We start from the raw sequence: 24,436 nt of genomic DNA, 5'->3' as shown, positions 1-24,436 counted from the left end.
GTCCTAATGAAATTCTTTAATTCCAGCACAAATTTTGAGTCAGTTCTTAAAAAATATTTTTCTTTTAAGAACGAAACTCTTTCTTTAGAACCCTTTGCGGAGTTTCTGGAGACTGTAAAAGAGGCGGACTTCACAGATGTGCTCAATTTCTTCAGAAGCAATCCTAATTTTGCGGACAACTTTAAGTATTATATCCATAATATTTTTAGAGAAAGACCTTTCAACCTTTCCCTGACGGAAGCGAATATTCTTTCAGAAAATGCCTTTTTCCCGGAACTTAAGAAAAGAATACTGAACAAGGTTCTTCCACCCGTTGAAAACGAAAACACGGTGTGGTACATGATCGATAACGTCAGTATGAGACCGAAAAAGGATTTGAAATACCTGCATAATCTTCCTGAAAATGAGATTAATGAATTTTTAAACATGTTGGGAGCTTCGGATTTTATTATCCGCCCTAACGTTAAAAAGGAACTTATTTTCTCAATGAACATCCTTTCCTGGAGGGTAACAGGAATGGCGATGGAAGTGGAAGTAGTAAGAATGGCACCTCAATACAGAAATTTAGACAATCCGTTTCTTGCTCTTCAGAATGAGCTGGAAACATTAGCGGATGATCTGGTAAAAGACCCTGAATTACAGCTGCATTCAAAAGACAGCAGATTTAAGCAGATCAAAATCTATGCAGAGCAATGCCAGGAGTTTGTGAGTATTGCTTTTAAAAATTCAGCCAAATATGGTATTTCAGGAAAGATTAATCAATCCCTGTTAAAAATTCGTCAGCAGACGGAAAGAATATATGAAATTACTCAGTTATTGGTTATTGATACAGATGAAGATGTTCAGATAAAGTCTAAACAGTTGATTTTTAATATTCTGAATTATAAGTCTCACAAAAATAATATCTCAGACCTGATTAATGACAGCACGCGGCTGATTTCTCACCTTATTACCAATCATACTGCAGAAACTGGTACTCATTATATTACCTCTACCCGTAAGGAATATATGACCATGTTCTACAAAGCGAGTGGCGGTGGAATTATTGTAGGAGCACTTTGTGTTTTGAAAATGCTTTACGGATATATTCCCGGAAGTGATTTTTCACATGCCTTTTTGTATTCCATGAATTATGCAATGGGATTTGTGATGATTTATCTGATGGGCTTTACCCTTGCTACAAAACAGCCTGCAATGACAGCTGCCACGATGACAAAAGTATTATCCGAAGAAGGCAATGCCCAAAGAAACAACACGGAATTTGCCCATTTGGTCTCCAAATTATTCAGAAGTCAGTTTATTGCCTTTGTAGGGAATGTGTTGCTCGCTTTTCCGGTGGCTCTTGCCATTATTTACGGATTGGATGTGTTTTTCTCACAAAATCTTGCTGTAGAACGTTCTGATAAATTGTTAAAAGATCTTGATCCTTTTAAATCAAAAGCTATTCTTCACGCAAGTATTGCCGGATTCTACCTTTTTATTTCCGGGATCATTTCCGGGAATATCGGGAATAACTCTGTGTTTTATCAGATTCCGGAAAGAATTGCCAAAAACCTTTCCATCAGAAGCTTTTTCGGAAAAAAATTCGCAAAAGGACTTTCGAAATATTATGCTAAAAACTGGCCGGGAATCATTTCTAATTTCTGGTTTGGGGTTTTCCTTGGAGCAACTGCTCCGGTCGGAATGTTCTTCGGGCTGGATCTGGATATCAGACACATTACCTTCGCAGCCGGTAACTTTGCCTTAGGACTATATGGAAAAGATTTTTCTGTAGATTCTTATACATTCTGGATGTCTTTTGTAACAGTATTTCTGATTGGTTTCTTCAACTTCCTGGTAAGTTTCAGTTTGTCAATGTTCCTGGCATTCAGGTCAAGAAAGATGAACTTTGGCCAGGTAAGTGAAATCTATAAAGAGATTTTCAGATATTTTACGAAACATCCGCTGAAATTCTTCCTTCCATTACAATCCGGACTGGATAAAAAAGCAGATGATCTGATGAGCAGTACGATTTCCAATAAATCAGAAAAAGATTAATGGTATTTAAAATAAAAAATGCTACCCTCAGGTAGCATTTTTCTATCGTTATAAGTTACTTTTAAAGACAAATAGGAAGTAACGGACATTTTGTAGGTAAAGTTGTCCAGTAAACACATTCGTTCTCGTTAGCACAGCTTACGGCACAGCAGATTTCTCCGATACCACCTCCTTGTATTGTTCTTAAAGTTTTTCTTGTTAGTTTTTTTGATGCAATTGATTTTTTCATGGTAAAAATATTTAATATTAAATCTTCACTAAAATACATAATATATTGCATGGAACAAAATAATTTCAATTTTAGTGAATTATTTTAACCATTCAACTGTTTTAATATTATAAAATCTGAAGGTCTTTAAATTTATCCGCTCCGAATTTATCCTGAAATTTCTTGAGATAGAAGCTCTTTCGCATCTTAAAATCATGTTTCAATAAAGGAGAATCAATTTTGATTACGATACATTCATTTTCTATATTGACACTTCTGATTTCTTTGAAAAGACTTTCATCAAGATATTCTTCAAGGAAGTCTTTGATGTCAAAAGCCACAAGTTTATCTTCAAAACCATAAATTCTGGCAAAAGATTTTACCAGCTCAGAGGATTGATATTCACGTTTTTTCTTCTTCATAGTCGTAGTGCGGGTTTCATAGTCGTGATTCGGGTTTTTGAGTTACGTGGCTTGGGATATGTTTCGAATGATAAGTTAAGATAAAAAAATCTATAATTTGGAGAATCAGATTTAAATATTTTATGATTTTTAATTATAAATTTTGGTTTCAGAACCTTTTGATGGTTAAACCTCAAAAATTATACTCTCTTCATTGATTTTCTTTACCACATTTTCTGTACGTTCTCTATGAGTATCTGTGATAAAAATCTGTCCGAAACTTTCTTTATTAACCAGCTCAATCAATTGTGAAACCCTGGTATCATCAAGCTTATCAAAGATATCATCAAGCAACAGGATAGGAGTCTTTTTGGTGAGCTCTTTTACAAGACTCATCTGAGCCAGCTTTAAAGAGATCAGGAAAGATTTCTGCTGTCCCTGAGAACCGATTTTCTTGATTAATACATGATCCATTTCAAAAAGAAGATCATCTTTATGAATTCCTTTCGAAGTATAAGTAAGCATACGGTCTTTTTCAAGACTTTCCTTTAAAAGATTTTCAAAAGAATCCTCCAGCAGATGTGATTCGTAAATAACAGATACTGTTTCTTTTCCACCGGAAATAATCTGATAGAAATTCTGAACAATAGGATTGAGCTGTTCTACAAAATCTTTTCTTTTCTTAAATATTTTTGTTCCAAATCTGGTGATCGGGTCATCATAGATTTCCAGAGAATCTTTATCCCATGTTCTGTTTTTGGCAAAATATTTCAGTAAGGCATTTCGCTGCTGGATGGTTTTCTGATACTGAATAAGATCAAAAAGATATTCTGAATCCGTTTGAGAAATCATAGCATCCAGAAACTTACGCCTGCTTTCCCCGGAATCCGAAATAAGATTAGAATCATAGGGAGAAATCATAACACTTGGCAAATACCCGATATGATCTGCAAGCCTGTCATAGCTTTTATCATTCTTTTTGATGACCTTTTTAGCTTCTTTAGGCTGAGTGATTCTGATGATATCTTCATTGTCTTCATTCTGAATTTCAGCATCAATGGTAAAAAAGTCTTCCTCTTGTTTAATATTGTTGAGGTCAGTATTTCCTAAAAAGCTTTTTCCTACGGATAAATAATGCAGGGCATCCAGAATATTGGTCTTTCCCATACCGTTATTTCCCACAAAACAGTTGATTTGCGGGGAAAATTCAAATTTTTTCTCAGAGTGGTTTTTGAAATTGTAGAGGGAAAGCTTCTTAATAATCATTCGTCAAAAATACTCCATTATTACTAAAAATAAAAAAGGAAGTGCGGAACAAGTTTCCACTCCGAATGAGAAATAAGCGTCATCTCTTTTATTATCAGAGAAATAGATGAGAATATAAGTTATAATGCTTGCCATAAAAAATGCGAAGGCATACTGAAATTCAAGATAGAAGATCCCAATGATAGTACTGATGAAAACAAGGGTGTAGGCAATGTATTTGGTGTTATCAATACCTATCAGCATAGGAAAGGTTTTTACCGTATCACTATTCATATCCCGGATATCAAAGGGAAGTACTAGAGCCGTAATAAAGAAAAAACTGATCAGAAAAATAGGTATACTGAATTCAGGAAGGGTAAGCCAGCAGTTGACCAATGCCCACACCAATCCTACGTAGAAAACTTTCAGTAAAGGGATTTTCCGGATATAAACATCAAGAAAAAAGCTATTATAAAGTAGTCCCAGCACAACAATAATAAACCATTTTAAAAGTCTTATTTCATTATGATTATGAATGATTAAAAAAGCGCAGACAATTCCTGCAATGGCATTCATGATCACTATTTTGAAAAAGTGTTTGGTGTATTGGTATTTAGTATACAGATAACCACTGAAATAAGTAATGAAAATTAGTGCAAAGGTAGGGAAACGGAATGTGTTTTGCTCTTTCATGAAAAATACTGCAAAAAGAGTTCCCATAAGGGAGACATAAAGCTGACTGTCTATGACGGTTTTTTTCAGTATTTTTAAAATGTTCATTTATCAAAATTAATATATATGAAAAGATTTTCCAAGATTTTTCTGCTTTTGCTTATAATGCTGAGCTTTTCAACGGTGTCCGCACAGAAATATTACGATACCCAATGGAAAAAAGTAGCTGAAAACAGTACAAAAGGAGCCTACAAATCTAATCTTCCCATTATTTTAGACATACAAAAACAAGCCATGAAAGAAAATAATGCCTTCGAGCTGATCCGTTCTCTGAAAGCGGAATTCAGTATTGTGAACCAGACAGTGGACGATGATCAGAATGATGATGCTTCCCGGTTTTTCAAAAAACTTAAAAATGCAGAAGGGAAAATAAAGGGAGAGGGAAAACTTATATTTAAAGTTCTGCTTAATGGTTTTTTCATGGATTATTACAACCAGAATGCATGGAAAATAAACGGAAGAACCAATATCAACTCGCAGGACGTTTCACAGATTGAAACCTGGAGTAAGCTGGATTTTAAAAATTATCTGACTAAAAACTATCAGGAACTTGATCAGGAGAAGCCTGAAATGAAAAAGATTTCCCTGGAAAAGTATAAGAATATCTTTTCAGAAGCTGGAGATATCGCTTATTTCCCGACATTATCAGATTGGTATGGCGTAAAGAAAATAGGATTTTTATCTGAAAACAATATTTTCACCAGAAATGAACTGGCTGCCAACCGTACAACAATCAATGCAACTTATGATGAACTGATCGGGCAGAATACAGGAAATTCAAGGCTGTATTTCATGAGAGAAAAGATCACGGAAAACTGTAGCTTCAATCATTGTAAGGATAAACTTCAGCAGCTTCAGAATCTTTTGAAATCTAATGTAGAAGGAGATTATAAAGTAATGATTATGGGAGATGTCATGGATGAGCTTACTAATCAGAAGAAGTCTAAAGAAGCTCTTGCATTGGCTGCACAAGCTAAAAGTGAATATCCAAAATCTCTTTTTCTGGAGAATATTAAAAGCAAAGAAGCTCAGATTGTCAATCCATTTCTGAATTTAAAATATGAATCTCAGACTCAGAATAATCTGCCCATTCATTTTGTTGCACAATATAAGAATGTATCAGAATTTACCCTGAATATTTATGAAGTAAAAGAGGATTTTACGTCACTGCTTCAATACGTTCAGAACTCTTATTCCAATACTTTCGGAAATCTAAAAAAGAATCTGGTAAGAAAGGAAAAATTTCAGCTTCCGGATCCCAAAGATTATCAGAGCCATACAAGTTCTCTGGAAGTGAAGCCACTTCCTTCAGGAGTATATGTGGCAGAATTTACCGTTGCAGGAGCAGATATGAAAGATACTGACTCCAGACAGAATTTTTACTTTCTGGTTTCCGGGAACAGAATAATTTATCAGTCCAAAACAGACAGAAAGCCTCTTTCTGACGAACTGAAATTAGTTAATAGTGAGAATGGTAAGCCTTTAGCCAATGAAGGTCTTCGATTTTATGAATTTGTTTCCAATAAAACTCTAACTAAAATTGAGGGAACAACCAGTGCCAGCGGAGTATTTAAGCTTCCTGCTACAGACAGCAAAGAATATTACAGAACTTTCCTGATCCAACAGCCTAAAACAAATGATTTCCAGATCATGCAGGTGTATGGAAACAGAGGCTATGCTGATGATTATAATCCAAATAAACAAACGCGTTCAACCGCTCAGATTTTTGTAGACAGAGGAATTTACCGTCCCGGGCAGACTGTTTATTTCAAAGTGATCAATACCAGAATCAACAAGGAGGTGGAAGCTGTTCTTTCAGGATTAAAACAAAAAATCACTTTATTGAATACCAATAGTGAAGAGGTTTCTTCACAGGAATTTACTACCAATGAATTTGGTTCTTATCATGGAAGTTTTATTCTTCCAAAAGGGAAACTGAACGGAAACTTTTATCTGAGAATAGAAGGAGAAAGCACAGGATATAAAAATTTCAGGGTAGAAGAATACAAAAGACCAAAGTTTGAAGTAACCTTTGACCCTGTTAAAGAGGAGTACAAATACGGTCAGACTATAGAACTGAAAGGAAAAGCTGTCATGTTCTCCGGTGTTCCGCTGAGCAATAGCACAGTGAATTATGAAATCAAAAAACAGAATATCAGATGGAGATACTTCAGCTGGTATCCGCAGAATGATGATAATGAAAATTCAATTTTAGGCGAAGCAAAAACCAACGAGAAAGGAGAATTCACAATTCGTTTAGAACTTAAAAAAGATGAAAAGCTGGAAGGCATACAGATTGATAATTATGCCATCAATGCCTCTGTGACAGACATCAATGGAGAAACGCAGTCCGCAGATACCCAATTGAAAGTAGCGTCAGTTTCTCATTACATTCAGGCAGAAAATATCACTAATATTTTTACTGACGAAAACGTGAAATTGAAGGTGGAAACCAAAAATTATAATGATCAGAATCTTAAGAAACCTTATCAGGTTAAACTATCCAAACTGAAGGCTCCGGAAAGAATTTTCAGAGATAATTTCAAATCTGATGTTCAGAACTTGCCGAAATATTCAAAAGAAGAATTCATCAGCAAATTCCCACATGATCTTTTTGATAAAAATGACGAAATTAAAAACTGGAAAACTGAGAAAGTATTAGTTGAAAGACAGCAGCAGCCATCCGCTGACAATGCTCAGCTTTCAACGAATCTTGATTTAGGAAAACTGGAAACAGGAGATTATGAACTTGAACTTTTCAATAGGGAAGGAAAAGATACCATCAAAACTTCACAGTATTTCAGTGTTTGGGATAAAACAGCTTTAAAACCCAATCAAAAAACATTTCTTACAGTGATCGCTCCAAAAGAAGAATTATCAAGAGGAGAAAAAGCAAAAGTTTATGTTTACTCAGCAGTTCCTGATGCATTGGTGAATGTTTTTGTTCAGGACGGCTCCGGAAAAACGATTTCAGAAGTTCGTCAGATGAAAAACGGAATATTAGAATATACGGCTGAAATTCCTAAAGATAAAAGTGTTTCAGAGCTGAATCTTCAGTTTCAGCTGGTAGCATTTAATGATGTGAATACAGAATCTGTTTCCTTAAAAATAAAAGACACAGAAAAACCTTTAAAAATTGAAACCGTAACCTTCAGAGATAAGCTTGAACCTAACGCTAAGGAAAAATGGACGGTAAAAGTTACCGGAAATGACAAGGAAAAGATCAATGCCGAGGTATTAGCGAATATGTATGATATATCTTTGGATCAGTTTGCTAAAAACACGTACAGCTGGAGAAAATTATATACTCCATTTGTAATGGTGACTTCTTATGGAATCAGAAATTATCTGCAGCAGCAAAACTATCAGAAGAGATTAAAGTATTTTGAAGACAGATATATAACTGTTCCTCAGTTTAACTGGTTTGATGGAAATTATTATTCAATTTCAAGGGAAACTATAGTAGGATTTAGCAATCAGGAAGGAGTGAAAGCTCCTGCGTATGCATCTCCTCCGTCACCAATTGCTGGTGCCAAATTTAAAACAGCAAGAGCTGCCGTGGCAAAAGAAGCTGTGGTATTGAATGATAGTGCGATTGATCTCCTTGATTCAGGAAGACAATTGACGGAAGAGAAGAGAAAAAGATATACAGACGTTCCTGGCTCTGTTGATGTAGAGAAAGACTTGGATAAAGTAGCTGTTCGTCAAAACCTGAATGAAACAGCATTTTTCTATCCAGATCTAAAAACCGATATAGAAGGTAATGTAAGCTTCGAGTTCACCTCTCCGGAAGCACTGACAAAATGGAAACTGATGTTCCTTGCCCACACCAAAGATGCAAGAGCAGCTACCCTGGAAAAAGAAGTGGTAACGCAGAAAGAATTCTCAGTAACGCCAAATTATCCTAGATTTTTAAGAGAAGGAGATGAACTGAATCTACAGTCGAAATTATCCAATCTTACCGATAAAAAACTAAATGGTTCTGCCGAATTACAGATTCTGGATGCCTTTACCAATGAAAATATTTCTTCGAAGTTTGGAGTCACTTCCGGAGTACAAAACTTCAGTCTGAACGAAAACGGAAGCAGTGCATTAACATGGAAATTAAAGGTTCCGGATGATGTTTCTTCTGTTATTTTCAAAGTGGTGGCCAAAGCAGGAGCTTATTCTGACGGAGAACAGCAGGCCATTGCTGTATTGCCTAACAGAATGCTTGTGACGGATGCTGTTCCGGTTTTTGTGAAAGAAGGCGAAACCAAAACATTTGTATTAGATAATCTTAAAAATAATACATCTACAACGGCTTCCAATGTTTCCAATACGTTGGAACTGACAACTAATCCGATCTGGGAGATCATGTTTGCGCTTCCAGGTCTGAAAAATGATCAGAACAATTCTGCGGATGTTATCTTTAATAAATGGTTTGCTGATGTGCTGGCTTCAGAAATTTTCAAAGCCAATCCGAAAATGAAAACGGTTTTTGAAGAATATCAGAACAAAGGACTATTACAGTCAAATCTGGAAAAAAATCAGGAGTTGAAACAGTTATTGCTTGAAGAAACTCCTTGGGTATTGGAAAGCAAAAATGAAGGCGAGCAGATGCAAAAGCTGGCATTGCTGTTTGATGTTAACACGATGAAAAACTCCATTAATCAGGATTGGGATGATTTCAAAAAACTACAAAATCCTGACGGTGGATTCTCATGGTATCCCGGCTACCCAAGTTCTTACGGAACGTCATTGTATATCCTTAAAAACTTAGGAAAAATCAATTCATGGTTAAAAGATAATGTGAAAGACTATCAAAGTGCTGATCAGAAAGTTCTGGTAGCAAAATTGATTCAGTATGTAGACAATGAAGTGGCCAAATATTATGATGTGAAAAAAGACAATGTCTGGAACAACTGGGCGATCGATTATCTTGATACCAGAAACTATTGGGAGCAGCAATATCCTTTAAAAGGAAAAGGAGCTACCCTGAAAATGCTGGTAAAGCAAAAAGCAAAGACAGCTAAGATCAACGACTTTACATTCTTCGGGCTTCACCGCGCGGCATTATTGATGAACGATTATGGTCTGAAAGAGGTGTCAGATAAGTTAATGACTTACCTTAAAGAAACTTCCACAGATACCAAAACACAAGGGGTCTACTGGAAACAAAACCTGAATGACTGGGGATGGTTTGGTTCCAAAGTAGTTAACCATGCCGGAGCACTGGAAGCCTTCAACAAATTGAAAGCTAATGATCAATCTTTTATTGAAGATATGAAGATCTGGCTGGTAACCCAAAAAGAAGTCAACTCATGGGGAAGCTCAAGAGGAACAGCTGAGGTGATCTTTACCATTTTGAATTCAGGAAAATCATGGACGGGTACAGAAAGTGATAAAGCAACGATTGTTTGGGGTGGAAAAGAACTGGCTCCTCAGACACAGGCAACTGGTTATGTAAAATCAACCGTGAAACCGGAAGCTATAGATAAAAATTTAGCCACCGTAACGGTTACAAAACCTGGTCCCGGAATTGTGCAGGGAGGATTGTTCTGGCAGTATTATGAGGATCTTGATAAAATTAAATCTTCTGAAAATTATATTTCTGTAACGAAAGAGCTTTATAAAAAAGTGAAAACGGTAAACGGAGAAGAGCTTCAGAAAATTTCTTCTGAAACCCCGTTGAAAGTAGGTGATAAGGTAACTGTAAGGATGATTCTGAATACAGACAGAGCGATGGAGTTTATTCATATTAAAGATATGCGTGCAGCAGGATTTGAGCCTGTAGATGTATTATCCGGATATCAATGGAAAAATAATCTGGGCTACTATCAGTCGACCAAAGATGCTTCTACCAATTTCTATATTCAGTATATGCCGAAAGGAAAATATATATTTGAGTATGATGTAGTAGCCAATGCATCCGGTACATTCTCCAATGGAATTACAACCATGCAGAATTATTACGCACCCCAGATGAATGCTCACACAAAGGGAAGTAATGTGACAATTTCAGAGTAATGGATATACAAAAAGAACTCTAGTAACTTTTACTGCAGTTTTTTGTTTCCGGATTTTCAGTAAAAATAGAATTAATTCTAAAATTCAAACATTCGTTTAATTGTGGAATGGTTTTTGAAATTAATATAGTAGCAATTAAAAAAATTATTAAAAGATGAAATTTTCTAAAACTTTAATAACAGGATTAGTATTAATGGCTGGAATAAATGCTTTCGCACAAAAGAAAGCAGAAAAGTTTGAAAAACTACAAATTGAAATGTTCCCAAAAGCAAAAGAAGGATATAAACAAGTATATATTCAGCTTCCCGTAGCAAAAAATGAAAACGACTTAAAAGTTGAGCTTTTTGTGGGGGCTGAAAAAATGTTAGACTGTAACAACTATTTCTTAATGGGAGAAATGAAAACCCAGGATCTTCAGGGATGGGGATACAACTATTATGAAGTAGAATCTAACGGGGAAACAGCAGGAACACTGATGGGTTGTCTGGATAAAAAACCAACTAAAAAATTCGTCACGCTAAAACCTGAAATCGTAAGATACAACAGTAAACTTCCATTGGTATTCTATGTACCGAAAGATATCGAAGTTCGTTACAGAATCCTGCGTCCTGATGCTGCCATGAAAAAAGCAGTTCAAAAATAAATCAGCTTATTATAATCATACAGAAAACTCCTCACAGCATGTGGGGAGTTTTCGTTTTTTTCAGGGTAAAATAATTCGTCATTTCTTTGCTAAGTGAAACGCCCTTGCGAACGAATTCAAATCTATCAACAATGCTTTTGCGAACACTGCGTTGTATTTTAGGTTTTGGCTAAAGCCAATTGAAGTTTAATTTTTTTCCAAACGGACTAAAGTCCGTTCCTATTGAACATGATCTCTCGCAGTAAAGATCGTTTTTTCAAAGTTTATTTACTCCGTTTATCGTTCCGCAGAAATCCAGCTTTTAAAATTTATAAAGAGAATAAGTCCAATTTTATTCAATAGAAATGGGCTTTAGCCCATTTAATTAAAAGATTTAAGCCCCTTTGGCTTTAGCCTAAACTTACACTCAGTTTGACAGAGAGCAGATTATATATTTTCAAAGTTTATCCACTCGTTTGTCTTTCTTCGGGAGTCATCTTCCAAAATTCAAACTTAGTTTTTCAAATAAAACCTTGTTTTACCCCTTTTATTTCCTCAGAAAAATACAATAAAAAGACTATGAAAAAAGCAGAGCTAATTATTTTTTCAAAATTTTTTAAGTTTTAATTAACATTTAAACGCTTTGGGCAAAACTTTATTTTGCAGGGTTTTAAATCTAAACAAATTTTAAACTTAGTTTAAATTCACTGTATTGTAGAATTATCTTTAAAGATTTTAACAATTTTTGCATTATATTTGTTGTAAACATAAACCATGAAAAACAATTTATTGATTTTTACGTTTAGTTTTTTTGCTTTCCCCGCTTTTGGCTGGGCACAGTCTGCGCCGGATTTTAAAGAACTTCTGGATAGTGCGATGGTTCGGGACTCGAACCTTAAAATGCAGATTACCCAAAACAAACTTACCGATCTTGATGAACATAAACTGAAAGATATCTTTCTTCCAACATTGGAATTGAGTGGCCAGGCAGGTTATCTCAACGGAACAGTAAGACTGACGTCACCCGAATTTAATCTTGCTCCCTTCATCAATATTCCCGAAGGGACTTTCAATAATAACTTCAACGTATCAGGTTTTTCCGGTATTGCCAAGGCAGATGCCAAAATGCTTCTGTATTCAGGAGGAAAGGTGAAATACATGAAAAAAGCCGTGGAGGAAAAGAAAAAGTCTGAAGATATCCTTCTGGAGAAAACAAAAGATGAGGTGATTGCCACTATTTCTAAAGCGTATGATCAGCTCGCACTGATTCATCAGTCTAAAAAGGTTCTCGATGAAAGTAAAAAAAGGCTTGATATCAACAGAAAAACAGCCGATAAAGCCCTTGGTTATGGTTTGATAACACCTTATGACCATAAGAAAATTGAGCTGGCCCAGGCTACTTTAGATGCCAAAATGGTAGAATATGAAGGGAAAAAAGAATTGCTTCTTACCCAGCTTTATATTTTAACCGGAATCAACAGAGAAAGGCTCAGAATGATTGATCCTGTATTATCTCCGGTGGAATTGCTGGCTGCAGAAAAAGGGATAGAGCAAAGAGCCGAAATTCGTGCTCTGGAACATGGAATCAGTGCTGCAGACTATAAAATAAAAGCAGAAAGAACATGGATGATTCCTAAAGTACAGCTGATGGCTTCTGCCTATTATTTCGGATTGTACGGAAACAGAATAAAATCCTCAGAAAATGTTATTCCAGCTGTTCCCATTCTTGGATATGAAGGGAAAAAACTGGATTGGAGACCCAATAATATCAATGTATTTCCATTGATTACTGCAGGGGTTGGTTTTAAATGGGAAATTTTTGACGGGAAAGAAGGAAAACATGCAGAAGAAACCGCCAAAGTAGGAAAAGAAGTATTACAGAATCAGAAAGAAGATGCTTTGAAAAAACTGACATTGAATCTTGCCAATAATCAAACCAATTATGATATTGCTTCTGCACAGATTACGCTGAAAGCTAAGGAAAAAGAGCTGGCAAAAAATGCACTCGTGCAGGCAGAAAAAGAATTCAGATACGGAATGAGTAAATCTTCACAGCTTATTGATGCCGAAAATGATCTTGAAGTTGCAGAACTCGAATATCAGAATGCCATTTTCAACCAGAGAAGAGCGGGAATAGAACTGATGAGGTCTACCCAGGAACTGGATATCACCAAATTTTATTTAATCCCTTAAAAATTTAAATGATGCATAAAAATATATCTATACTCTTCGCTGCTCTGTTTTTATTGGGGAGCTGTGACAAAAAAAATGAAAAAATCAAAGAACCGGAAGGAAAAACTAAAAAGGATGTGATTTCTTTTGCTCCTAAAGTTACCGGAAGGATTCTGAAAATATATGTTTCCGAAGGTCAGACCGTAAAAAAAGGAGATACGCTTGCTCAGCTTGATGTTCCGGAAGTTTCTGCAAAAATTGCACAGGCACAAGGTGCAGTAAGCGCTGCGACGGCTCAGGAACAAATGGCCAAAAACGGAGCTACTGCCGATCAGATGAGGCAGCTTCAGGCCAAATATAAAGGACTCAAGGAACAGTATGAATTTGCTCAGAAATCTTATAAAAGAGCCAATAATATGTTCCGAGACAGCTTAATGTCTCCACAGGCTCATGACGAAATTTATGCAAAATTACAAGGCGCAAAAGCTCAATACGATGCTGTAGTTGCAGAACTGGATGATGTAAAAAGAGGAACCCGTTTCGAAAAAGTAGAAATGGCAGCCGGTCAGGCCTCACAGGCCAAAGGAGCTTTGCAGGAAGCTAACGTAGCGTATTCCGAAAGATATATTATTGCCACCAATGATATGGAGATTGAAACCATCAGTTTAAACACCGGCGAGCTTGCAACCGCTGGTTTTGCACTGTTCAACGGGTATATTCCGGAAAGTACTTATTTCAGATTTACCATTCCGGAAAGCGCTATTTCAAAATACAAAAAAGGGCAGGAGGTCACCATGCAGGTAGTTTACAACAAAGAAAACCTGACAGGAACTATCGTGTATATCAAACAGCTGACAAAATATGCGGATATCACTACAGCTTACCCTGACTACCAGTTACAGGATGCGATCTACGAGATCAAAGTAAAACCCAAAGACATGAATAAGGCTAAAAGTATTTTAGTCAATGCCAATGTAATCCTGAAATAAATTGAAAAGAACAGATGAAGCTTCTCTAGAGTTTCATTTCGTTCTTCCACCTATAAAAATATACAGATGAAAGAATTTTTCCGTCTTTTGAAACGTGAGTTCAAACTTTTTATCGGCAATTCTACCTTAAGGACGGTGTTCTTTTTGGCACCGGTTTTCTATGCAACGTTGCTGGGGTTTGTCTATAAAAGCGGAAAAGTTGAAAATACTCCAGTTCTTGTTATCGACAGGGATAATACACCTTTATCCAATCAATTGACAGAAATGCTGGATGATAATAAAAGCATTAAAATTATCAGATATCTGCAGGAACCTCTCAGTATCAAAGATGAGGTGATCAGACATGAGGCTGCTGCTGTAGTTATTATTCCCTCAAGATTTGAAGGAGATATGCTGCAGAAAAAATATCCTGAATTGAATGTGTATATCAATACAGGAAATGTTTTAACGGCCAATTTTGCTTCCAAAGCACTTCAGCTTACCATTGGTACATTTTCTGCGGGAGCTTCCATCAAAGCCCTTCAGAAAGCTGGAATGCCTGCTGCAAAAGCAGCTACACAATATGAACCTTTCAAAGCCAATTATATAACGCTATTCAATACTACCGGAAATTATCTCATTTTCATGTGGCCGGCGATGCTGGCAGTGGTATTACAACAGGTGATTTTATTGGCAATGGCGGTAAGTTTTGCTGCCGAATTTGAAAGAGGGTCTTTTGTAAAAGAATATCTCAAAATGAAAAGATGGGCTTTCCCAACCATGCTGATAAAAGTGATTCCAATCTGGGTGTTTTCTATTCTTATTGTAGGTATTTATTACTTTATGCATATGATCTTCAGGGTTCCGATGCCGGAAGGAATTTTTAATTTTATTCTTTTGACTGCCGTTTTTGTAGGATCAGTTTCATTTTTGGGCGTATTTATCAGTATTCTGATTCCGGACGCTTTGAAGGCAACACAGATTCTTATGGTTATTGCTTCACCAGCTTTCATCATCAGTGGTTTTACATGGCCTTTGAGTGCAATGCCTGCTTTTGTTCAGTTTATCGCGAATATCATTCCGTTAACTCCTTTTTTACAGGCTTTCAAAATTTTATTGATTCAAAAAGGTTCAGTAGAACTTACATTTCCTTACCTGAAACACCTAAGCATCCTCTTAGTAATATATGCTATTATCGGGTGGATTGCTTTAAAAATCAAACTCTGGTTTATTTTCAAAAAATCTGTACCACAGGAAACTGAGGTGGAGAATACTTCTCAGGAAGAGATTGAATAGTTTTTGGCCGCTGGCTGCTTATTATTTAGCTGCAGGATCCCCTCTCTGCGTAATACGTAAACCTACAACCCTAATGCCTGAACTCGCAGCTTTCAATTTTTTCAGTCAACAATACAATCAAACAAAAAAACTGATATATTTGTTCATAGTAAAATAGAAATTATATGGAAAATGTATTTGATGCAAAAGATGCTCAAAAATATATTGATAGAATAAATAAGTTAGTGGAAGACACCCATGGTTTGTGGGGCAAAATGACAGTAGACCAGATGCTGGCGCACTGTTGTATTACCTATGAAATGATCTACGAGCCGGAAAAACACAAAAAGCCCGGAGCTATTGCAAAATTTATACTGAAAACTTTCGTAAAACCTAAAGTAGTGGGCGAAAAAGCATATCCAAAAGATTCTCCTACCGCTCCACAATTTTTGATTACCACCAGAAAGAATTTTCATGAAGAAAAAACAAGACTGATCGGGTTTATTCAAAAGACACAGCAGTTGGGGGCAGATGCGTTCGACGGTAAAGAATCTTTTTCTTTTGGTAAATTAAATGCTCAGGAGTGGAATAATATGTTTGCCAAGCACCTGAACCATCACCTGGCACAATTTGGCGTCTAAAAATCACACAATATGAAAAAAATTGTATTGCTTCTCATTCTGACTGCGAATGTTGTATTGGGTCAGATGCCGGATATTTCCAATACATGGCTGAACAATAGTAAACCTTACATAGGAACTATTGGAAACAAAGGCCAGGAACTGAAACTGAAAATCAATATTTCTGAACAGAATAAAAAGAATGATCAGGAATATTTTGTTTCAGGATACTCTCTTGTGGATACCAATTATGCAAAATTTGAAGGAAAAATTACCATTTCAAAATATAAAGATTCCAGAAAACAGGGAACAGTATACGGAGAATATGAGCTGGCGGAAGAGAATAAAGGAAAACATTCCGGAATTTTTAAAGGAAAGTTTATCTATCATTTTAGCTGGAACAGGAAAACAGAGAAAATTGAAGAGCAGCACATTGAACTTACAGGTGATTGGAAAAGTTATGACGAAACCCTTGAATTTAAGACCCATCTGAAAAATCAGTAACACGAACTCATACTCAAAAAACACCTAAATAAAAACTCACTACTATTATGAAACTAGGCGCATTTTCAATCAGTTTAAGCGTAAAAGATCTTCATAAATCCAAAGACTTTTATGAGAAGCTTGGATTTACAACCATGGCAGGAACAGAAGCACAAAACTATCTGATCATGAAAAACGGATCTACACTGATAGGCCTTTTTCAGGCGATGTTTGATGGAAATATGCTTACCTTTAATCCCGGATGGGACGAAAATGCACAGAATCTCGAATCTTTTGACGATGTGCGTGAAATCCAGAAAAGATTAAAGCAAAGTGGAGTAGAAATCGGAAAAGAAGCTGATGAAACCACCTCCGGACCGGAACATATCTATCTTAAAGACCCTGATGGAAACATGATTCTTATAGATCAGCACAGATAATAATTAAAACACACGTATGATGAGAATATTTAGAAGAATTATTTTACTTTTAGCTACATTATTAATCTTTTTGTTGGTTTGGGCTGCTTTTATTTCGGGAGACTGTAAATATGAAAAGTCGGTTTCTATCAATGCACCGGTAGAAAAAGTATGGCAAAATACCAATACCCTCAACGCAATGGATCAATGGAGCCCATGGAATGACCTTGATCCTGGGATGAAAAAAGACTGGACAGGAACAAATGGACAGCCTGGAGAAAAAGTTTGCTGGGACAGTAAAAATAAAAATGCAGGAAAAGGCTGTCAGGAATTGAAAAAAGTAGATGAAGCAGGTAAAAGAATCGATACGGAAATCAAATTTCTTACGCCATACGAAAGTGAAGCAAATGCTTATGTAGTACTAGTTCCGGAAGGAAACGGAACAAAGGCAACATGGGGATTTACCTCAGAGATACCTTATCCTTTTACCTTGATAAAGCTGTTTATGAATATGGAGAATGCTATTGGAAAAGATTACCAGAAAGGGCTTTCAAGATTAAAAGCACTATCCGAAAAACCACAATAAAAAAGCTAAACTTAAAAAAACAAATCAATACAATTATGGCAACAGTAAACGTTTACCTGACATTCAACGGAAACTGCAGAGAAGCATTTGATTTTTATAAATCTGTTTTCGGAGGAGAATATTCTTACATAGGAACATTTGGGGAAATACCTCCATTAGAGGGAAAAGAAACACCTGAGGAAGACAAAAACAAAATTATGCACGTTTCACTTCCGATCTCTAAAGAAACGATTTTGATGGGAAGTGATACAGGAGGAGAATGGTCTTCCAACTTCAAGGCAGGAAACAACTTCTCAATTTCTGTGAATGCTGAATCTAAAGAAGAAGCAGACAGATTATTCGGTGGTCTTTCTGCAGGAGGACAGGTAACAATGCCTATGGAAGAGACTTTCTGGGGCGCTTATTTCGGAATGTTTAGTGATAAGTTCGGAATCAACTGGATGGTAAATTATGATGATCCTGCTAAAATGCAGCAGCACCCATAAAATTGATCTTTGTATTCAAAATATTGAAAAAACCGGCAGGCTTTGTCGGCTTTTTTATTTATTAGCTGTATTTTTTATTTCTTTTTAATGATTTTGTCGCTTCCTGATTCTGTTGTGATGTGGTACATTCCGTCAGGCAGCTCACTAATATCAAACTTGTTTTCACCTTTTTCGGCTTTTGTTTACCTTACAAGCTTTCCAGACTGGTCATATAACGAAACTTTGTTATTTTTCTTCAGATTATCCAAATAGAAGACACCGGAAGTTGGATTAGGATAAATATTGATCTTGTCTTTGACAGTGTTTTCTGAAGTACCCGGTGTGGAAATTTTTGTCCATGTAAATGCATCCAGGCACATATAGACATATCCTCCGGTAGATTGCAGCTGAAGCTCATCAATGATAGTATTGCTGTTATTCTGATTGTTTAAAGTAGTAAGATCAATCAGGGTAAATCCGTTGTTAATGTCTGTTGTTCCCATTTTTGCATTGAATGTCGTATTAAAACCGGAGGCTTTTGTAATGGTAAACTTTGTAACTCCTCCTGATTTTCCTGTAATGATAAGCGTTCCTGATGAGGTAGACTGATTTAAAGCAGTATTGCTTAAGAATACCCAAAACTTTGATACAGTGAATGCAGAACTTCTTTTAACACTGAAAGAAGGAGAGCTGATATTGGTTGTTCCTGTGTTGTCAATATAGATAATGTCATGGGCTGCTCCGTTCCAGCCGGTGTTCGGATAACTGCTTTGAATTCTAAAAGTTCCGGCCTGTGAAACAATACTGAATGTATATCCTCTACCGGTAAAGCTTGTGCTGCCGCCAGTTGAAGTTTCAAAAATTACAGTAGTTTCTGGGCACTGAATGCTGAAAGATTTCTTAATAAAGCAAAAATTACAAAAGAGATAATTTTTTTCATGATACAGATTTTTAATATTAACAGAAGGTCATACGCTTCCTGTATTGTTGATCTACTCACGAGATTTTCCTGTAAATGATACCACAAAATAACTTAGAAATACAAACTGATAACAGCGTATTAAATGCTGGATTGAAAAATGCGTAGAAATACGCAGTTTGGATATTTATTATTGTAATAATTTTGAAAAATAAATATTATGTTAATTGAAATCAATTTATTTCACGGTATGGTTATTTTTTTTATAACTTGTAATGTGTAGATACGGTCACTTTATTCAAACCTATTATATAATTTAAAACAAGAAAAACTATGGAACTACCTAAACATGCAGTCTTATTGGAAGATGCTAAAAAATGGATCAGCAATTGGCAGAATACAAAAATTATCGATGGAACATCTATCCGGGCTCATCTTATCCCGGCAAAGGATATCTATGATATTTTCATTAAAGACAAAGGATTTGAAAGATATCGAGGATACAATGCCATTACCGATGAAGGCGAATTTAAATTTCTGATGGTAGGAGTGGATGCATATGATAATGATATTGTAGATTATGATAAGGGAGATTATGTTTATGATATGACCACACCTTGTCCAAGCGTATGCTCCACTGCAAAATGGTGGAATCTGTAATCCGAAAACTAGAGATCATTGGATCACTGGATAGAAATATTGTCATTAATTGGAAAAGGCATTCTGCTGATTAATCTGGCAGTATACTGTATAGGCTTTTCCGGAAGAGGAAGAGCCTGTATATTCTTCATCAGCTATTTGGCATGGATATTACTATGTGAAATTGTTTTCTATGTATTGAATTCACAGAAGATTAATAATCTGTTTTTCTCACATTATTATCTGATAGGGCAGTTTTTGTTACTGGGATTATTTTTTCATGAAATTTTAACGGAAAAATACCAGAAAAAAACAGCACGTACACTTTTAATCATCATTCCTCTAGTTCTTGTTATACAGTATATATTATATCCCGAAAAGTATTATGTTTTTAATCTGTTCGAAATATTTGTCACTTCTTATTCTATTATCATTCTGGCATTATTTCATTTATATAATATACTGGATACCAAAAAGAAATACAATTATATAAGCCTGGGACTTTTACTTTACCTGATAAGCAGTACCGTAATATTTTTGTCCGGAAACCTCTATACGGTGATGAACAGAAAACTGCATAAAGAGATTTGGGTATTCAATGTTGTTATGTTTATTGTGTACCAGATTTTTATTCTGATTGAATATCTTTCTTCCCGTAAAAAAAATGTGTAATTACTGTTATGATCTTACAAAATGAATGAGAATACAATTATTTCCACTATCGTTTATACCTTTCTGGCATTTACCTTACTGGCGGTTACCCTGATCATATTTTATTATTTTTCGAATAAGAAAATAACAAGAAACCTTATTCAGAAAAAAGAGCTGGAGGTGAGATATGAGAAAGATCTTACCCACGCCATTATCAGTGCTCAGGAAAAAGAGAGACTGCGGATTGCCCAGGATCTGCATGATGATATCAGCTCAAAACTCAGTGTGGTTTCTTTGAATATCCATCTTCTGGATTTTGATAATTTAACCAGAGAAGAATACAATGATCTGAAAAATAAAATCATACATCTGGTCAACAAAACTGCAGAAAGTGCCAGGCAGATCTCACATGATCTCCTTCCCCCAATTTTGGAAAAATTCGGACTCCATGCGGCAATAGATGCATTGTGCTCAGAAATAAACCTGTCCAAAACCCTGCAGGTTACTTATTCCAATAGTCTGTACTTTGCAAAAGCAGAGGAAGAAAAAAATTTGCATATCTTTAGAATACTTCAGGAGCTCATTAACAATTCCATAAAACACGGGGAAAGTACACATATCGATATAGAATTTTTGGGAAAAGACGGTAAAAATACCTGTATCTATAAAGATGATGGTAAAGGATTTAATTTGAATGAAAATACTTTGAAAGAAGGATTAGGCTTAAGAAATATCAGAAGCCGGGTAGAACTAATCAGTGGAACACTAAAAATTGAAAGTGAAAACAATAAAGGAATCGCTGTAGAATTTACATTTTAAATCATTATAAGATGGAGAATAACATAATTCGTGTAATAATTGTAGACGATGAAGCACTCTTTCGCCAGGGAATTTCATTGTTGATACAGAGAGAAAAAGATATTGAACTGGTAAGTGATTTCAGTAATGGCAAAGAGCTGCTGGACGAGCTTGTAACCCTTGAAAAACTGCCTGATATTATCCTGATGGATCTCAATATGCCGGAAATTAACGGAGTAGAAGCTACCAAACAAATCCATATCAAATATCCTCAGATCAGGATTATTGCATTAACGAGCTATAATACAAAAGCATTTATCGTCAATATGATACAGTCAGGAGCCTGCTCTTTTCTTAAAAAAAACTCAAGCCCTGCAGAATTGCTCACCGCAATAAGGGAAGTACACAGCAAAGGCTTCTTTTATAATAATGAGGTAATGGAAGCGCTCCATCAAAATCTTATAGAACCTAAAAAGAAAGTTTCCAGTATTTTTGATGCCAATCATATCTCCAAAAGAGAAAAAGAAGTATTGGAACTCATCTGCAAACAATACAATACTTCTGAGATTGCTGATCAGCTTTTTATAAGCTCCAGAACCGTTGAGGGCCACCGCAACAGCCTTCTGCTGAAAACAGGAGCCAAAAATACTGCGGGTTTAGTGGTATATGCCATAGAAAGTAAAATTGCAGATATGAACTATTTAAAAGACAGGTTTGAATAAACATTTATGCAGATGTTTTATTAAAAATTAAATGAAATTTATATTTTCTGATTAAATTAGCAGTTGTTTTGAAAAGCAGAATCCCAGAAGGGTGTTTATGAAAAACAATAATTTACAGTAACAAACAGAAAATACAAAAGAATGAAATTTACAATTGAAAACATTAAAGCAGAACATCAGAAAGTAAAAAGCGGAGCCGATTTTCCCCAATATATTCAGGCTATAAAAGCATTGGGGGTTTCTCATTACAAAACATATGTCTCAGATGGAAATACCAGGTACTTTAATAATGAAAACCAATCTGTACAGACCGGCAGCAAATATGATGAGCTTCCCATTTCCAAAACTTTAAACCTTGAAAATTTTAAAACCAGGCTAAAACTACATCAACAAGGAGGAACAGACTACATGACTTTCTGTAAAGACTGTGCCGAAAACGGAATCAATGGCTGGACAATGGATCTGAATGAAATGACCTGTAATTATTTTGACCAGAATGAAAGTTTTGTCCTGACAGAACAGGTTCCGGGATAATTTTTTACAAAAAAACGGATGCAGACCATTGCATCCGTACTTCTTTAAAGTAACTTATAAAATATTGTTTGCTATTATTGATTTAAAATATTAATTTTGTTAAAAACGATAGATAATAGTAATTGATAAACATGAGAAAGGTTTTTACGAAGTTGGCATTCACAGTATTAGGTTTGGGATCTATTTTGACATTTGCTCAAAAAAACGATCTGGGAGCATGGTATATGTATTTTGGAAACAACAAAATCAGCAAGAAGCTGAACTGGCACAATGAAATTCAGTACCGTAATTTTGATGCTCTTGGAGATCTTGAACAGTTACTGATCCGTACAGGAGTTGGGTATGATCTCACTGAAAATAACAACAATGTTTTATTGGGATACGGTTTCATTCTCAGCCAGCCTTATGTAAACGGTGAAAAAAAAGAAAATATTGAACACCGAATTTTCCAGCAGTTTATCACCAAACAGAAATTCGGACGTTTCTATCTTCAGCATCGTTACCGTTTGGAAGAACGTTTTCTTCAGGATGATTTCAGAATGAGATTCCGTTATATGCTAGGATTGAATATACCGATTACTCAAAAAGAGATGCTTCCTAAAACCCTCTATGCATCAGTATATAATGAAATTTTTCTGCACTTCAATAGTCCGGTTTTCGACAGAAACAGAGTCTATGGAGCCTTAGGATATGTCATCAATAAAAATATGAGAATTGAAGCAGGGTATATGAACCAGATTCAGGAGAACAGAAACCGCGGACAGATTCAGATTGGTTTTTATAATAATATTCCGTTTACCAAAAACTAATAAAGCTGCTGCTGAATGCTCTTGAAAAATCATTTGAAAATATATTAAACACTAAAAAATAAACACTTATGCATTCAGGAAAAAGATTCGGAGCCCGCGAGTTCATTATCTGGACCAGACGGAGCATTTACGCTTTGGTTATATTATCGGCAATCCCTACAGTCCTCTACTTTTTGGGCTTGAGGTTTCTTTCCGTTCCATGGCAGCCGATTGCCATTATGGGAACAGCAGTTGCCTTTATTGTTGGATTTAAAAACAATGCCAGCTACAGCAGACTCTGGGAAGCAAGACAGATCTACGGAGCTATTATTAATGACAGCCGTAGTTTTGGATATATCCTGAGAGATGCACTTCTTTCCAAAGACTCTGATAAAGTAAAAGAAATGTTTCTTCGTCATTATGCATGGCTTACCGCATTGAGATTTCAGCTTCGTGAACCGAGAGCATGGGAAAACATGGGATCAGATCAGTTTGATGAATATGCTAAAAAATATGATATTCCGGAGAGATTGGCCACATTGGATGAAGAATTGAAAAAATATCTTTCTGAACATGAACTTCAGTACATTATAAGCAAAAAAAACAGAGCTACCCAATTGATGGCCAGACAGAGTAAAGTTTTATCTGAAGCCTACGAAAAGGGAGAAATCAATGATTTTCAATGGACACAGATCAACCAGCAATTGGTGAAGTTTACAGATAATCAGGGAAAAGCTGAAAGAATTAAAAACTTTCCTTATCCGAGAAATTTTTCTTCCATCACAACCTATCTTTTGCTTTTATTCATTGTTTTCGTGCCTTTCGGATTATTGAAAGAGTTTGATAAATTAGGTGAAGGAACATCGTTAGAAGGCTTAACTTTATGGTTTAATATCCCGTTTTCTTTACTCGTGACATGGTGTTTTCATACACTGGACAGTGTGGGAGAGGCCTCGGTAAATCCCTTTGAAGGAAGTCCCAATGACGTTCCTATCACTCAGATCAGCCGTACCATTGAAATCGATATGAGGGATATGCTGGATGAATCTGATCTTCCGCCAGCCATCACTCCGAAGAATAATATCGTACTTTAATTCTTTCCGTCTTTATAATGTATGAGGACGGCTGTAAAGAAAAAGTCTAA

The 24,436-nt window shown here is 35.8% G+C and carries 23 protein-coding genes; 18 read left to right on the top strand and 5 right to left on the bottom strand.

The window, feature by feature from the left end; genetic code table 11:
• Nucleotides 1-6 precede the first annotated feature (6 nt).
• The gene (locus C8D70_RS07550) at nucleotides 7-2,037 is read left to right on the top strand and encodes a recombinase (protein WP_110366908.1); all 2,031 of its coding nucleotides are present in this window, start codon (nucleotides 7-9) and stop codon (nucleotides 2,035-2,037) included.
• Between the two features lie 61 nt (nucleotides 2,038-2,098).
• Here the strand turns inward: C8D70_RS07550 and C8D70_RS20765 are convergent, their stop codons facing one another.
• From C8D70_RS20765 to C8D70_RS07530, 4 genes are all read right to left on the bottom strand, one after another.
• Nucleotides 2,099-2,266 (bottom strand): hypothetical protein, encoded by a 168-nt coding sequence (locus C8D70_RS20765; protein ID WP_170872094.1) that lies wholly within the window; start codon nucleotides 2,264-2,266, stop codon nucleotides 2,099-2,101.
• A gap of 107 nt (nucleotides 2,267-2,373) precedes the next feature.
• Nucleotides 2,374-2,667 (bottom strand): hypothetical protein, encoded by a 294-nt coding sequence (locus C8D70_RS07540; protein WP_076597226.1) that lies wholly within the window; start codon nucleotides 2,665-2,667, stop codon nucleotides 2,374-2,376.
• Between the two features lie 165 nt (nucleotides 2,668-2,832).
• Nucleotides 2,833-3,912 carry a DNA replication/repair protein RecF gene (recF, locus tag C8D70_RS07535; RefSeq protein WP_110366906.1) on the bottom strand — a complete coding sequence of 360 codons (1,080 nt, stop codon included), beginning with the start codon at nucleotides 3,910-3,912 and terminating at the stop codon, nucleotides 2,833-2,835.
• A 3-nt stretch (nucleotides 3,913-3,915) separates the two neighbouring features.
• Nucleotides 3,916-4,671: a hypothetical protein gene (locus C8D70_RS07530; RefSeq protein ID WP_076597228.1), complete on the bottom strand. Its 756-nt coding sequence runs from the start codon at nucleotides 4,669-4,671 to the stop codon at nucleotides 3,916-3,918.
• An 18-nt stretch (nucleotides 4,672-4,689) separates the two neighbouring features.
• Here C8D70_RS07530 and C8D70_RS07525 point away from each other — a divergent pair, with 18 nt between their 5' ends.
• From C8D70_RS07525 to C8D70_RS07480, 10 genes are all read left to right on the top strand, one after another.
• Complete coding sequence (locus tag C8D70_RS07525; RefSeq protein WP_110366905.1) at nucleotides 4,690-10,632, top strand: alpha-2-macroglobulin family protein; 5,943 nt, start codon at nucleotides 4,690-4,692, stop codon at nucleotides 10,630-10,632.
• A 154-nt stretch (nucleotides 10,633-10,786) separates the two neighbouring features.
• Nucleotides 10,787-11,275 carry a serine protease inhibitor ecotin gene (eco, locus tag C8D70_RS07520; RefSeq protein WP_076597230.1) on the top strand — a complete coding sequence of 163 codons (489 nt, stop codon included), beginning with the start codon at nucleotides 10,787-10,789 and terminating at the stop codon, nucleotides 11,273-11,275.
• Nucleotides 11,276-12,028: 753 nt separating this feature from the next.
• A complete protein-coding gene (locus C8D70_RS07515; protein ID WP_110366904.1) occupies nucleotides 12,029-13,447 on the top strand; it encodes a TolC family protein in 1,419 nt (472 codons plus the stop codon).
• An 11-nt stretch (nucleotides 13,448-13,458) separates the two neighbouring features.
• The gene (locus C8D70_RS07510) at nucleotides 13,459-14,415 is read left to right on the top strand and encodes an HlyD family secretion protein (protein WP_076597300.1); all 957 of its coding nucleotides are present in this window, start codon (nucleotides 13,459-13,461) and stop codon (nucleotides 14,413-14,415) included.
• Between the two features lie 66 nt (nucleotides 14,416-14,481).
• Nucleotides 14,482-15,690 (top strand): ABC transporter permease, encoded by a 1,209-nt coding sequence (locus C8D70_RS07505; protein ID WP_110366903.1) that lies wholly within the window; start codon nucleotides 14,482-14,484, stop codon nucleotides 15,688-15,690.
• A gap of 164 nt (nucleotides 15,691-15,854) precedes the next feature.
• Nucleotides 15,855-16,310, top strand: coding sequence for a DUF1569 domain-containing protein (locus C8D70_RS07500; protein WP_110366902.1), 456 nt, complete (start codon nucleotides 15,855-15,857; stop codon nucleotides 16,308-16,310).
• 12 nt (nucleotides 16,311-16,322) lie between these two features.
• Nucleotides 16,323-16,793, top strand: a complete 471-nt coding sequence (locus C8D70_RS07495; protein ID WP_110366901.1) for a hypothetical protein — start codon at nucleotides 16,323-16,325, stop codon at nucleotides 16,791-16,793.
• A gap of 47 nt (nucleotides 16,794-16,840) precedes the next feature.
• Nucleotides 16,841-17,212: a VOC family protein gene (locus tag C8D70_RS07490; RefSeq protein WP_110366900.1), complete on the top strand. Its 372-nt coding sequence runs from the start codon at nucleotides 16,841-16,843 to the stop codon at nucleotides 17,210-17,212.
• Between the two features lie 16 nt (nucleotides 17,213-17,228).
• Nucleotides 17,229-17,777 carry an SRPBCC family protein gene (locus C8D70_RS07485; protein ID WP_228408001.1) on the top strand — a complete coding sequence of 183 codons (549 nt, stop codon included), beginning with the start codon at nucleotides 17,229-17,231 and terminating at the stop codon, nucleotides 17,775-17,777.
• 35 nt (nucleotides 17,778-17,812) lie between these two features.
• Complete coding sequence (locus C8D70_RS07480) at nucleotides 17,813-18,262, top strand: VOC family protein (protein WP_110366899.1); 450 nt, start codon at nucleotides 17,813-17,815, stop codon at nucleotides 18,260-18,262.
• Nucleotides 18,263-18,444: 182 nt separating this feature from the next.
• On the opposite strand, the gene C8D70_RS07475 is transcribed toward C8D70_RS07480, so the two are convergent.
• A complete protein-coding gene (locus tag C8D70_RS07475) occupies nucleotides 18,445-18,744 on the bottom strand; it encodes a T9SS type A sorting domain-containing protein (RefSeq protein WP_110366898.1) in 300 nt (99 codons plus the stop codon).
• Nucleotides 18,745-19,493: 749 nt separating this feature from the next.
• On the opposite strand from C8D70_RS07475, the gene C8D70_RS07470 reads away from it, so the two are divergent.
• The 7 genes from C8D70_RS07470 to C8D70_RS07440 all read left to right on the top strand — a co-directional run bounded on the left by C8D70_RS07470 (nucleotide 19,494) and on the right by C8D70_RS07440 (nucleotide 24,386).
• Nucleotides 19,494-19,820, top strand: coding sequence for a hypothetical protein (locus C8D70_RS07470; RefSeq protein WP_076597240.1), 327 nt, complete (start codon nucleotides 19,494-19,496; stop codon nucleotides 19,818-19,820).
• An 18-nt stretch (nucleotides 19,821-19,838) separates the two neighbouring features.
• Nucleotides 19,839-20,471 carry a hypothetical protein gene (locus tag C8D70_RS07465; protein ID WP_110366897.1) on the top strand — a complete coding sequence of 211 codons (633 nt, stop codon included), beginning with the start codon at nucleotides 19,839-19,841 and terminating at the stop codon, nucleotides 20,469-20,471.
• 21 nt (nucleotides 20,472-20,492) lie between these two features.
• Nucleotides 20,493-21,269, top strand: a complete 777-nt coding sequence (locus C8D70_RS07460; RefSeq protein WP_076597241.1) for a sensor histidine kinase — start codon at nucleotides 20,493-20,495, stop codon at nucleotides 21,267-21,269.
• A gap of 11 nt (nucleotides 21,270-21,280) precedes the next feature.
• Nucleotides 21,281-21,970 (top strand): response regulator transcription factor, encoded by a 690-nt coding sequence (locus C8D70_RS07455; protein ID WP_076597242.1) that lies wholly within the window; start codon nucleotides 21,281-21,283, stop codon nucleotides 21,968-21,970.
• A 141-nt stretch (nucleotides 21,971-22,111) separates the two neighbouring features.
• Nucleotides 22,112-22,504 (top strand): DUF1398 domain-containing protein, encoded by a 393-nt coding sequence (locus C8D70_RS07450; RefSeq protein WP_076597243.1) that lies wholly within the window; start codon nucleotides 22,112-22,114, stop codon nucleotides 22,502-22,504.
• Nucleotides 22,505-22,635: 131 nt separating this feature from the next.
• Nucleotides 22,636-23,313: a DUF2490 domain-containing protein gene (locus C8D70_RS07445; protein WP_110366896.1), complete on the top strand. Its 678-nt coding sequence runs from the start codon at nucleotides 22,636-22,638 to the stop codon at nucleotides 23,311-23,313.
• Nucleotides 23,314-23,381: 68 nt separating this feature from the next.
• Complete coding sequence (locus C8D70_RS07440; protein WP_110366895.1) at nucleotides 23,382-24,386, top strand: bestrophin family protein; 1,005 nt, start codon at nucleotides 23,382-23,384, stop codon at nucleotides 24,384-24,386.
• Nucleotides 24,387-24,436 lie beyond the last annotated feature (50 nt).

This window comes from Chryseobacterium sp. CBTAP 102 (genome assembly GCF_003201365.1).
Taxonomy (GTDB): Bacteria; Bacteroidota; Bacteroidia; order Flavobacteriales; family Weeksellaceae; genus Chryseobacterium; species Chryseobacterium candidae.
Note: the sequence above shows the minus strand (reverse complement) of the source record. Positions and strands in the feature narration are given on the sequence as shown.

What these genes read in the sequence shown, in the direction of transcription:
- C8D70_RS07550 (WP_110366908.1), top strand. Translation starts at nt 7, where the DNA reads ATGAAATTCTTTAATTCCAGCACAAATTTTGAGTCAGTTCTTAAAAAA.
- C8D70_RS20765 (WP_170872094.1), bottom strand. Translation starts at nt 2,266, where the DNA reads ATGAAAAAATCAATTGCATCAAAAAAACTAACAAGAAAAACTTTAAGA.
- C8D70_RS07540 (WP_076597226.1), bottom strand. Translation starts at nt 2,667, where the DNA reads ATGAAGAAGAAAAAACGTGAATATCAATCCTCTGAGCTGGTAAAATCT.
- recF (WP_110366906.1), bottom strand. Translation starts at nt 3,912, where the DNA reads ATGATTATTAAGAAGCTTTCCCTCTACAATTTCAAAAACCACTCTGAG.
- C8D70_RS07530 (WP_076597228.1), bottom strand. Translation starts at nt 4,671, where the DNA reads ATGAACATTTTAAAAATACTGAAAAAAACCGTCATAGACAGTCAGCTT.
- C8D70_RS07525 (WP_110366905.1), top strand. Translation starts at nt 4,690, where the DNA reads ATGAAAAGATTTTCCAAGATTTTTCTGCTTTTGCTTATAATGCTGAGC.
- eco (WP_076597230.1), top strand. Translation starts at nt 10,787, where the DNA reads ATGAAATTTTCTAAAACTTTAATAACAGGATTAGTATTAATGGCTGGA.
- C8D70_RS07515 (WP_110366904.1), top strand. Translation starts at nt 12,029, where the DNA reads ATGAAAAACAATTTATTGATTTTTACGTTTAGTTTTTTTGCTTTCCCC.
- C8D70_RS07510 (WP_076597300.1), top strand. Translation starts at nt 13,459, where the DNA reads ATGCATAAAAATATATCTATACTCTTCGCTGCTCTGTTTTTATTGGGG.
- C8D70_RS07505 (WP_110366903.1), top strand. Translation starts at nt 14,482, where the DNA reads ATGAAAGAATTTTTCCGTCTTTTGAAACGTGAGTTCAAACTTTTTATC.
- C8D70_RS07500 (WP_110366902.1), top strand. Translation starts at nt 15,855, where the DNA reads ATGGAAAATGTATTTGATGCAAAAGATGCTCAAAAATATATTGATAGA.
- C8D70_RS07495 (WP_110366901.1), top strand. Translation starts at nt 16,323, where the DNA reads ATGAAAAAAATTGTATTGCTTCTCATTCTGACTGCGAATGTTGTATTG.
- C8D70_RS07490 (WP_110366900.1), top strand. Translation starts at nt 16,841, where the DNA reads ATGAAACTAGGCGCATTTTCAATCAGTTTAAGCGTAAAAGATCTTCAT.
- C8D70_RS07485 (WP_228408001.1), top strand. Translation starts at nt 17,229, where the DNA reads ATGATGAGAATATTTAGAAGAATTATTTTACTTTTAGCTACATTATTA.
- C8D70_RS07480 (WP_110366899.1), top strand. Translation starts at nt 17,813, where the DNA reads ATGGCAACAGTAAACGTTTACCTGACATTCAACGGAAACTGCAGAGAA.
- C8D70_RS07475 (WP_110366898.1), bottom strand. Translation starts at nt 18,744, where the DNA reads ATGGGAACAACAGACATTAACAACGGATTTACCCTGATTGATCTTACT.
- C8D70_RS07470 (WP_076597240.1), top strand. Translation starts at nt 19,494, where the DNA reads ATGGAACTACCTAAACATGCAGTCTTATTGGAAGATGCTAAAAAATGG.
- C8D70_RS07460 (WP_076597241.1), top strand. Translation starts at nt 20,493, where the DNA reads ATGAATGAGAATACAATTATTTCCACTATCGTTTATACCTTTCTGGCA.
- C8D70_RS07455 (WP_076597242.1), top strand. Translation starts at nt 21,281, where the DNA reads ATGGAGAATAACATAATTCGTGTAATAATTGTAGACGATGAAGCACTC.
- C8D70_RS07450 (WP_076597243.1), top strand. Translation starts at nt 22,112, where the DNA reads ATGAAATTTACAATTGAAAACATTAAAGCAGAACATCAGAAAGTAAAA.
- C8D70_RS07445 (WP_110366896.1), top strand. Translation starts at nt 22,636, where the DNA reads ATGAGAAAGGTTTTTACGAAGTTGGCATTCACAGTATTAGGTTTGGGA.
- C8D70_RS07440 (WP_110366895.1), top strand. Translation starts at nt 23,382, where the DNA reads ATGCATTCAGGAAAAAGATTCGGAGCCCGCGAGTTCATTATCTGGACC.